Here is a 9,419-nt window from a genome sequence, read left to right on the forward strand (position 1 = left end):
ACCCAAAAACATGCAGGAGTGCAAGGTTTCTGAGGAGGATCGTAGTCGGTAACGTTTGGCTTCACGTAATATGAGTAAAGACTTAAGTAATTAGGCTCATGTCATTGGAGTGCACTCAACGATAGATTGGGATATTCCAGAACATAGCCACGGAATAGGTGTAAAACTTCGATATGTGGATCCCTTCGAAACTGACTCGTCCCGGCCGCTTACATAATGCAATCCTACGACCTAGGGTTCTCGATCTGCTTCACAATGCAGATTGCTATAAGCTTGTGTTGTTCCGCTCTCCAGCGGGCTACGGCAAAACCACCATGGCTGCACAATGGTTGGTAGATAAACCTAATGTGGGTTGGTACAGCATTGATGATAGCGACAATGATGCCTTCCGCTTTATCAACTACCTACTTCAATCACTTAATAAAGCGACTCAAAATGCCTGTCCGAATGCCCAAAAACTGGCAGAAAAGCGACAGTTTTCATCGCTGCATTCTTTATTAAGTGAAGTATTTGCCGAGATGTCGGAATTCCATCACGAGTGCTTTCTGGTGTTGGATGACTATCACTTGGTCAACAATGACGACATCCACGAAGCCATGCGCTTCTTCCTCAAACACATGCCCGATAACCTAACGTTGGTTGTCACCAGTCGTGGTACGCCACCACTTGGTACAGCAAACCTGCGCGTTCGTGACTTAATGATCGAATTAGGTAATGACTCGTTGGCGTTTGATACCGAAGAAACCACACGCTTTTTCAACCAACGCGTAGCCGACGGCATTGATGACACCACGGCAGATAGCATTTGTAGTTATGTAGAAGGTTGGCCTTCTGCACTACAACTTATCGCGCTACAAGCACAACACCAAAAACGCACTCTTGCACAGTCCGCAGAGTCATTCTCTCACTTTAACCATGCCCACCTTTGGGATTACTTGGTTGAAGAAGTATTCGATCTACTGGATAAAGAAACCCGACAGTTCTTAATGCAGTGTTCAGTACTTGATCATTTCAATGACGAATTAGTCTGCGCGCTTACACAGCGTGAAGACGCACTGGGTATGATCGAATCACTCAACCGATTTGGCTTATTCATCTACCCGCTTGAAGGCGAGAAAAACTGGTACCGATTCCACAATCTATTTGGTGAATTCCTCGCACATGAGCGCCAAGCTCGAATTCCTCAGCAAGAAGCAGAACTGCATCGAAGTGCTGCAAAAGCGTGGATCAAGCAAAACACACCGCACCAAGCACTACGTCACGCACAGCGCGCTGAAGATCCAGAACTGATCATTCAAATCCTGACTGAACACGGTTGGCCGATGTTCAACCAAGGTGAGCTGTCGTCACTAGAGATGGCGATCAAGCAACTGACTACCGACCAACTTTACAGTGAGCCAAAGCTTTCGATGTTGCGTGCTTGGCTTGCACAAAGTCAGCACCGTTATGACCAAGTGGGTACTTTGTTGGAAGAGGCTGAGACTCAATATCAAGCTCGAAACATTGAACTCGATACTCAGCAGCAAGGCCAATACAACGCCTTACGCGCACAAGTTGCCATCAACAGCAATGAGCCTGAGAAAGCATTGGAATTGGCTGAGCTTTCGTTGAGTCAGTTGAACACCACCGTTTATCGTAGCCGCATTGTCGCAACCTCGGTTGTAGGCGAAGTGAATCACGTAATGGGTAACCTAAGCCGTGCGCTACCGATGATGCAACAAACAGAAAAACTGGCACGTCAGTATCAGGTTTACCATCAGGCCCTGTGGGCGATTCTGCAACAAAGCGAAATCTTGATTGCTCAAGGTTATGTTCAAGCTGCATTTGAGCTACAAGACAGTGCATTCAAATTGATTGAAGAACATCAGCTGCAATACGTACCTCTGCACGAATTCTTGCTGCGTGTTCGCGCTCAGATCTTCTGGTGTTGGAACCGACTAGATGAAGCGGAAGAGTGTTGCTACAAAGGCTTAGATATCCTTGGTCACCACTCTCCGAGTAAACACCTGCACAGCTATTCTATGTTGGCTCGTATTTCATTGAGCCGTGGTGAGATTGATAAAGCGTCGAAATTTATCGACCAGATTCAGCACCTATTGCGTCAATCGACTTACCACGTAGATTGGACGGCAAATGCTTCTCTTTCTTTGATTCTGTTCTGGCAAGTAAAAGGCGATAAAGAAGCTATCCGTGATTGGCTGAGTGTGGCTGTTCGACCTGAATCGGCAAGTAACCACTTCTGCCAACTTCAGTGGCGAAACATCGTTCGTGCTCACATCATCCTTGAGCAGTATGAAGACGCAGAAGAAGCGCTGACCTTCCTTAAGAGTGAAGCCCAGCGTTCGCACCTGATTACAGACACCAACCGCAACTTGATCGTTGAAGCCGTGTTACGTACACAAATTAACGATGAAGACAGCGCACGAATACTACTCGAAGAAGCGCTTCATATGACTAACCAAACCGGTATGGTCGGTAACTTCTTGGTAGACGGTGGGACTATCGGGCATATCTTGGATAAGTTGAGCAACAAGCCAGGCTTAGGTGATTTAGAACGTCACCGCGCACAACAAATCATGAAAGATATTTCCGCGACCCAACGCAGCCGCTCGGTTCACTTCGATGAAGACTTTGTTGAGAACTTGGTTAATCACCCGAACATTCCTGAGCTTGTGCGTACTAGCCCACTCACCCAGCGTGAATGGCAAGTACTTGGTCTGATCTACTCAGGATTCAGTAATGAGCAGATCGCTCAAGAACTCGATGTAGCGGGTACCACAATCAAGACTCACATCCGTAACCTTTACCAAAAGCTCAACATTGCTAACCGTAAAGAAGCAATCAGCACAGCGGAGAACTTGCTGCAGTTGATGGGGTACTAAAGCGGGTTCGAGATTCGAGATTCGAGATTCGAGATTCGAGATTCGAGAAAAGTTTAAGCTAGTCGCCAATGGTGGCTAGCTTTTTTTTGCTTGGAACATGGGAAAATAGCAACTTACCAAACGACAGGCAAAAAAAATAGCCAACCGCAATAATCGCGATTGGCTCTATATATTTGTGAACAAATCATAAGTTCACTAACAACGTCAGTTGGCTAGGTGACCCTCGGCTTAAGAAGGGTCAATGTATCTAATGCAGTTAGCGTGCCAACTTTTATTCGACGTTTTATAAGCCCTGCATCGCATAAAAACCATGAATTCATCATGCGAATTGCAAAGTGCATTTGCATAATGCAACCAAGATGCAATATCGATAAGAGATCAGTTTCATAGCTGCTCTTAATGACAGATCACTAAGTGGTTGTTATATTAAATGTTAGGCAAATATTCACTTCAACTTATTACGTTACAATTAATAGAGTAATAAAAGCCTTTCCCCAAAAGCATATCCATACTTTTTTTACACTAAAGTTTGTATACTGCACAAAATCATCCTCAACTCTATGAAGCAATGAACTACTTAAGTACTTTTTTCAAAGGCATGGCTATGGGCGCAGCAGACGTTGTTCCTGGCGTGTCGGGCGGAACCATCGCATTCATCACTGGTATCTACGATACGCTGCTAGAAAGCATTCGCAGAATTAACCCTAGCGTACTTGGCTTATGGAAACGCGAAGGCTTCAAAGCCGCGTTTAATCACATCAATGGTTTCTTCCTAATTTCACTGTTCGCGGGCGTATTCACGAGCATTGCGACATTCGCAAAATTGATTTCTTGGTTATTAGTCACCCACCCTGTTCCACTGTGGTCTTTCTTCTTCGGCCTGATCTTGGTCTCGGTTTTCCATATTCTTAAGCAAGTAGAGAAACGCGATATGATTCGCTTCGTGTTTTTGCTGCTTGGCGTTGCTTTCGCTTATAGCATTACCGTGCTTAAACCGCTGCAAATGGAACCAACCAGCATCAACGTATTGATTGCGGGTGCGATTGCTATCTGCGCGATGATTTTACCCGGTATTTCAGGCAGCTTTATTCTGCTCCTGATTGGCATGTATGGCCCCGTGCTTGGCGCCGTTAAATCATTTCAAGTCGATGTACTTGCGCTATTCCTTGCGGGCTGTGTGATCGGACTGCTGACTTTCTCACATGTACTGTCTTGGCTATTGCGTTCATTCCGCGACTTCACATTGGTATTCTTAACCGGTTTGATGATCGGTACGCTGCCTAAGATCTGGCCTTGGAAAGAGACCATCAGCTGGCGCACAAACTCAAAAGGTGAACAAGTTCCTCTGATTCAAGAAAACCTGTCACCGTTTGATTTTGAAGCCGTAACTTCTCAGCCTTCTCAGCTGGTAATGGCTATTGTGATGATGTTTGTTGCGATTGCATTGGTTCTAGGACTAGAGAAGTTTGCAGAGCGTAATGCTGACTAATCATTCAGCCAGCTTCTGGAAAGCGTTTAGAACGGATAATGCTTAGAAATACTAAGCTCACATATCTATTAAACAGACAAAAGCGAAGCCAATGGCTTCGCTTTTTTAGTTCTACCATACGCACAAAATTGCTTTTTGATACAAGCACGTATTGAGGGGTGTGATAACATCGCCGCTCTTATAAAATTAAATGAGAACACGACATGCACTCTGCATTAAAGGTTGCTGCTGTTGGGATCGCTCTCGTGGCAGGCTTTTATGGGCCGCAAGCAATTCAGCAGTTTAAATCAGCGATGGAGCACTCAACTGCCGACGTCAACTTGGATGATTACTGCATGCTTTCAACCACATCGTGTGAGCAGGAATCCATTTCAATGTCGCTTGACCGAGAAACCGCGCAACCTCTTCTACCCACAAAGATAAAGGTAGTTTGGGAAGGTGCTGCATCTGAGACACTGATGTTATCGCTCACAGGTTTAGAAATGGAAATGGGATCAGCGCGTTTTCAATTAAAGACCATTGGCAACAATACCTATGAAGGTGATGTGATTTTACCTGTATGTACTTTAGATAAAATGACATGGATCGGTGAACTCACTGATGGTGTCGATACTGTAAACCCTGCAATAAGGATGGCAAGATGAGTAGAAATTGGTCGTTAGCATTGGTTGTCGCTTTTGTACTTGGCTTTGGTGTCAAAAGCTATCTTGATGGGCAAAACGAAGTTCAAGAACAACACGCTGCAAAACAAGAGTTCTCCGCAACGACTCTTTTCGGCAAAGACAACCAACCAACGGAAATCTTTGACCAAACCGATGACAGAATTCGTATCGTTTACTTCGGTTTCACACGTTGCCCGGATGTATGCCCCACTTCTTTGGCTATGTTGGCCGGAGCACTTAACCAAGTCTCTGATGAAGCAAAAGCCAAGATTCGCCCGATGTTTGTCTCTCTCGACCCTGAGCGTGATGCAGCAGAAGCCTCATACGAATACGCACAATACTTCCACCCAATGATTGAAGGATTAAGTGGTCCTTTGGATGTGACAACCACGCTTGCACACAACTACGGTGTTATTTTCAGAAAGACCAAGCTGGAAGGTTCAGAGTTGGAATACACCCTTGACCACAGCTCATATTTTTATTTTTTAAAGCCCGACGGTACCTTGATTACCAAAGTGCCGCATACGTTAACGCCAGCACCAATTGTTGAGGCTATCAACAAGCTGACGCAGTAAAACGTAAAAACAAAGAACTTAACTAATAAAGTTCGAACAAAAAGTCAGGTCCCAGACCAAAAACATAAAAATTAAGGACAACAACATGAAGTTAAAAGCACTTGCTCTAGCGGGCTTATTGCTCACCCCTTTTGCTCAGGCTAGTAGCGATATTATGGTTCATGACGCGTACGCTCGTGCAACCCCGCCTTCAGCAGTGAACAGCGCGGTGTTCACGACTCTGATAAACCACAGCGATAAAGATCGCGCTATTGTTTCTGCAACAACACCTACAGCAGGTAAAGTAGAACTTCATGATGTTATCGTTGACGGCGATGTTATGAAAATGCGCCAAGTTCAAGAGATCACAATCCCTGCAAATGGTGAAGCGGTACTTAAACCAGGCAGCCTGCACATTATGTTGTTCGACCTAAAAGACGGTCTAAAAGAAGGTGAGCAAATCGAGATGACTCTGACTTTCGCTAACGGTGAAACGCAAACCTTCGACGCACCAGTGAAGAAAGTGATGAGCAGCATGAAAAAGATGAATCACGACCATCATTAATCGTATTCACAATTGATAAAATAATTTAAGCCACGATGACTTCTCGCCATCGTGGCTTTTTGTTAAACTGAGCGCGCTTTTTATTCAAAGCCTGAACACATTAATAAACCAAGGAGAATAGAAGATGATTGTAATGAAAACACTAAAACTGGCAGTAAAAGTAACGCGTTAATTTGTTTGGTTAAACCAACTTTAATCTCGAACTACCAACATTAAGCCATCAGCTGGCTACCGCACACTTTTACCCGGTTTACTGTTGATCGTAAGTGATCAATATCTGCATGCCTGTAAAGCATGACTCAAATCCGGGGTCCTATCGATTTTGAATTCGACCCAAGCTCAAACATTTTTGACGTCTCGACGCTTTTTGAACTGACCAACGCTTTTCGATCTCATCGACAACCTGAGATCTTACAAGACGTTAATGCTCTCATAAGACTTTAATGCTCTCACAAGAAAAGAAAGCTCGCACGTCTGGGTAAATAGACATGAATTCACAAAACGCATTTTCTCATCCAATGTCACTTCAACAACTTGGATGGCAACCTGTATTCCAACAACAACTGACACTCGAAGACTATGATCACTCCGTCATTGCTCGTATCGTCGCACATCACCGCAATGGCTATACATTAGCGTCAGAGCAAGGTGAAATTGTTCTACCCATCCACCAAAACCAACCGGCAATGACCGTTGGCGACTGGGTAATATTGAACTCTGAACTGCAATTCGATCGCTTACTAGAACGCCAATCGCTCTTTAGCCGAAAAGCTGCGGGCAGTCGTGTGGCTGAACAATATATTTCAGCCAATATCGACACAGTGTTTATCGTGGTTTCATTGAACAACGACTTTAATCTGAGTCGCATTGAACGCTACCTGGCACTCGCAAATGAAGCACAAGTTGAAGCGGTTATCGTCCTGACGAAGAAAGACTTGTGTGACGACTACGAAGACAAAGTACAACAGGTACAAAGCTTAGACCCGATGCTGATGATCGAAGCGGTCAACAGCCTAGATCAAGACTCAACCCAAGTACTTTCACCTTGGTGTAAAATCGGCAAGACCGTCGCGCTAATGGGCTCTTCTGGTGTGGGTAAGTCGACTTTGGTTAACTCATTGCTAGGTGAAGCATCGCAGGCAACTGGTGGTATTCGTGAAGACGACAGTAAAGGTCGTCATACAACCACATCACGATCACTCCACTTGCTCGCATCAGGTGGCTTGCTTCTCGACACTCCAGGAATGCGAGAGCTACAACTTGCAGACTGCGCTGAAGGCGTGAGTGAAACTTTTTCAGACGTCGAAGAGTTAGCAATGCACTGCCGCTTCTCTGATTGTCATCATGAATCAGAGCCGGGATGCAAGATAAGGGCTGCCATTGAGAGTGGTGAACTGTCTGAAAGACGATTTACTAACTATCAAAAGCTACTGAGAGAGCAAGCAAGAAATGGAGCCTCATTGGCAGAGCAGAGAGCGAACAGTAAACAGCTTTCTAAAATGTACAAAACCGTGCAGTCAGAGAGCCGTAATATCAAGAAATCGTCTAAATAGCCGATTATTGGATTAGGTTTACAACACGTAAATAAGCCCCATGTCCCTATCGCGTATTAGCTCATTAATTCCTGAGCTCTTTAATGCATTGGGCTGGGGCTTTTTTGTATCAGCGAGGCTTCTTTGTATTAACAGGTCTTCTTTATATCAACAGGAACCCAATGGGATCATTTCTGCACACAATGATCTTGCTAATCGACTCTGACGGCACCAGAACCAGAACATTGACCCGAATGAGTATTATCATGCAGATTTATATCTCAACAAGAGTACAAAAATTTAACATTTAGCTCTAAAAACACCACGTAGCGCAAACAATCACCCTAAAAGTAAACTATTCCTAGACACCCTCTTAGATCCCGCTAATATGACCGCCCATTCCACTAGTGTATAGTTGGATTTGGTACAACTTTATAAAAAAATACATCACTATAATAAATTAACAATTGCAGGTATTTTATGCAAAATCACAACATGCTCGCCCGCATCGCTCGTGGAAATCTCGTTCTACAGATCCTTGCTGGTATTGTTTTCGGTGTCGTTCTCGCCATGGTTTCTCCTTCAGCAGCTCAAGATGCAGGCCTATTAGGTAGTCTGTTTGTTGGTGCTCTGAAAGCTGTTGCCCCAATTTTAGTATTCATTCTTGTTGCAGCTTCTATCGCAAACCAAAAGAAAGGTCAGCATACTCATATGCGTCCAATCATTGTGCTTTACCTGATTGGTACGTTCTCTGCAGCACTGACTGCTGTAGTACTGAGCTTCATGTTCCCAACCACTTTGACACTGGTTGCTGGCGCTGAAGGTGCTAACCCTCCTCAAGGTATTGCAGAAGTTCTTCATACGCTTCTATTCAAGCTTGTAGATAACCCAGTTAGCGCACTAATGAACGCGAACTACATCGGTATTCTTGCTTGGGCAATCGGTCTTGGTCTTGCACTGCACCACGCATCTGCAACAACCAAAGCGGTTTTCGAAGACCTTAGCCACAGTGTTTCACACATTGTTCGCTTCATTATTCGTCTTGCGCCATTCGGTATCTTCGGTCTTGTTTCGGCTACATTCGCAACAACGGGCTTCGATGCACTAGCAAGCTACGGTCAACTGCTAGCGGTTCTACTAAGCTCAATGCTTATCATTGCTCTTGTCGTTAACCCACTGCTTGTCTTTGTAAAGACAAAACAGAACCCATACCCACTTGTACTGCAATGTATTCGTGAGTCTGGTGTAACGGCATTCTTCACTCGTTCAAGCGCTGCAAACATCCCAGTGAACATGAACCTTTGTAAGAAGCTAGAGCTAGATGAAGACACTTACTCTGTATCAATCCCTCTAGGCGCAACCATCAACATGGCAGGTGCTGCAATCACCATTACTGTGTTAACGCTTGCAGCTGTACACACAATGGGTATTGAGATTGATATCTTCACTGCGATTCTACTAAGCCTTGTTGCTGCAATTTCAGCATGTGGCGCATCAGGCGTTGCCGGTGGTTCACTGCTACTGATTCCTCTAGCTTGTGGCCTATTCGGTATCTCAAACGATGTAGCGATGCAGGTTGTAGCGGTTGGTTTCATCATTGGTGTGATTCAAGATTCTGCTGAAACAGCGCTTAACAGCTCAACTGACGTCGTGTTCACTGCGGCTGTATGTAAAGCTGAGCAAAACAAAGCTTAACAGCTCTTGGTATTAGGCTTTAGCTCTAAGCTCTAAGCTC

7 protein-coding genes are annotated in these 9,419 nt (G+C 44.7%); all 7 read left to right on the forward strand.

The annotated features are described in order from the left end of the window. Positions 1-173 precede the first annotated feature (173 nt). The 7 genes from malT to sstT all read left to right on the forward strand — a co-directional run bounded on the left by malT (position 174) and on the right by sstT (position 9,379). Positions 174-2,882 carry an HTH-type transcriptional regulator MalT gene (gene malT, locus AB4133_RS12030; RefSeq protein WP_017061867.1) on the forward strand — a complete coding sequence of 903 codons (2,709 nt, stop codon included), beginning with the start codon at positions 174-176 and terminating at the stop codon, positions 2,880-2,882. 568 nt (positions 2,883-3,450) lie between these two features. Then, on the forward strand, positions 3,451-4,371 hold the full coding sequence (locus AB4133_RS12035; RefSeq protein WP_017066617.1) for a DUF368 domain-containing protein: 921 nt from the start codon (positions 3,451-3,453) through the stop codon (positions 4,369-4,371). Positions 4,372-4,574: 203 nt separating this feature from the next. After that, positions 4,575-5,015: a hypothetical protein gene (locus AB4133_RS12040; protein WP_372224575.1), complete on the forward strand. Its 441-nt coding sequence runs from the start codon at positions 4,575-4,577 to the stop codon at positions 5,013-5,015. Continuing rightward, complete coding sequence (locus AB4133_RS12045) at positions 5,012-5,608, forward strand: SCO family protein (RefSeq protein WP_372224577.1); 597 nt, start codon at positions 5,012-5,014, stop codon at positions 5,606-5,608. The genes AB4133_RS12040 and AB4133_RS12045 overlap by 4 nt, the downstream gene beginning before the upstream one ends. 85 nt (positions 5,609-5,693) lie before the next feature. After that, positions 5,694-6,152, forward strand: coding sequence for a copper chaperone PCu(A)C (locus AB4133_RS12050; RefSeq protein ID WP_372224579.1), 459 nt, complete (start codon positions 5,694-5,696; stop codon positions 6,150-6,152). Positions 6,153-6,640: 488 nt separating this feature from the next. Next, positions 6,641-7,705 (forward strand): ribosome small subunit-dependent GTPase A, encoded by a 1,065-nt coding sequence (rsgA, locus tag AB4133_RS12055; protein ID WP_372224581.1) that lies wholly within the window; start codon positions 6,641-6,643, stop codon positions 7,703-7,705. A 459-nt stretch (positions 7,706-8,164) separates the two neighbouring features. After that, positions 8,165-9,379 (forward strand): serine/threonine transporter SstT, encoded by a 1,215-nt coding sequence (gene sstT, locus AB4133_RS12060; RefSeq protein WP_017068938.1) that lies wholly within the window; start codon positions 8,165-8,167, stop codon positions 9,377-9,379. Positions 9,380-9,419: the final 40 nt, after the last annotated feature.

This window comes from Vibrio sp. 10N.286.52.F8 (assembly GCF_041468745.1).
In the GTDB taxonomy this organism is placed as follows: domain Bacteria; phylum Pseudomonadota; class Gammaproteobacteria; order Enterobacterales; family Vibrionaceae; genus Vibrio; species Vibrio crassostreae_C.

Excerpts from the sequence above, each read along its gene's own strand:
- malT (WP_017061867.1), top strand. The coding sequence starts at position 174 with ATGTGGATCCCTTCGAAACTGACTCGTCCCGGCCGCTTACATAATGCA.
- AB4133_RS12035 (WP_017066617.1), top strand. The coding sequence starts at position 3,451 with ATGAACTACTTAAGTACTTTTTTCAAAGGCATGGCTATGGGCGCAGCA.
- AB4133_RS12040 (WP_372224575.1), top strand. The coding sequence starts at position 4,575 with ATGCACTCTGCATTAAAGGTTGCTGCTGTTGGGATCGCTCTCGTGGCA.
- AB4133_RS12045 (WP_372224577.1), top strand. The coding sequence starts at position 5,012 with ATGAGTAGAAATTGGTCGTTAGCATTGGTTGTCGCTTTTGTACTTGGC.
- AB4133_RS12050 (WP_372224579.1), top strand. The coding sequence starts at position 5,694 with ATGAAGTTAAAAGCACTTGCTCTAGCGGGCTTATTGCTCACCCCTTTT.
- rsgA (WP_372224581.1), top strand. The coding sequence starts at position 6,641 with ATGAATTCACAAAACGCATTTTCTCATCCAATGTCACTTCAACAACTT.
- sstT (WP_017068938.1), top strand. The coding sequence starts at position 8,165 with ATGCAAAATCACAACATGCTCGCCCGCATCGCTCGTGGAAATCTCGTT.